Raw genomic sequence first — 821 nt, forward strand, 5'->3', positions numbered from 1 at the left:
GAATAGCGATGCGTGCGCGGATCGCGCACCACTTCGCATAATTTGTCGACGATGGCCTTCGGCGTCGGCAGGTCCGGATTGCCCATGCCAAGGTCGATGATGTCGGCGCCGCGCGAGCGGGCGCTGGCCTTCAGCCGATTGACCTGCTCGAACACGTAAGGCGGAAGCCGGCGGACCTTGTGAAATTCTTCCATTTCAGTTCCAGACGATCGAAGGGGGCGCTTTCGGCGCGCGATATAAACCTAATTGCAGTTAGGGTCGAGGGTCGGGTCGCATTTGCCCTCGATCTGCTTCAGCGTGTCGTCGCCATGCGTCTTGGCAAGCGTCTTGAGCGCCGCGGAATTCGTCGGCGCCTTGACGCTGCCGCCCTTGGCGGCCTGCGCCTGCTGCTCGGCCTTGAGCTGGGCGAGGTTCGCCGCGGTCTCCTCCTTGGTGAATTGCTTGGCGGCCACCTGCGGCGGGATGTTGAGATTTGGATAGGAGCCGGTGTCCTTCGGGCCTTCGGTCAGGGCCGTCGGCGCCGCATTGTTCGGGCTGGTGCTTGTGCAGCCGCCGGCGGGCAGCAGCACGCCGAGCAGACCCGCCACGGCGGCCGTGCGGCAAATCGAACCCGGCCTGAGAAAAAAAGTCCCGCCAACATTAATCGTCATATTGTTTTCCTGGCAGCCGGGTTACAGCGAATTGGACCCGGTCAGATGTCCCATGGTAATATGTCAAGAAAACGCTCCGGGAGGAACCCCGCGAACCATGTCCAAAGCTCCCGATTCGGACAAAGCGGAAAATGGCGGACCTTCGGCCATCGAGCAATATCTGGTGAAGGA

Annotated in this window: 1 protein-coding gene and 1 pseudogene; both read right to left on the minus strand. The window is 61.5% G+C overall.

All coding sequences use genetic code 11. The annotated features are described in order from the left end of the window. A pseudogene (locus EOD07_RS36120) lies at nt 1-194 on the minus strand (aminotransferase); the annotation flags it as partial. 48 nt (nt 195-242) lie between these two features. Then, the gene (locus EOD07_RS36125) at nt 243-650 is read right to left on the minus strand and encodes a hypothetical protein (protein ID WP_040981582.1); all 408 of its coding nucleotides are present in this window, start codon (nt 648-650) and stop codon (nt 243-245) included. Between the last annotated feature and the right edge of the window lie 171 nt (nt 651-821).

The sequence above is a fragment of the Mesorhizobium sp. M2C.T.Ca.TU.002.02.1.1 genome (genome assembly GCF_003997225.1).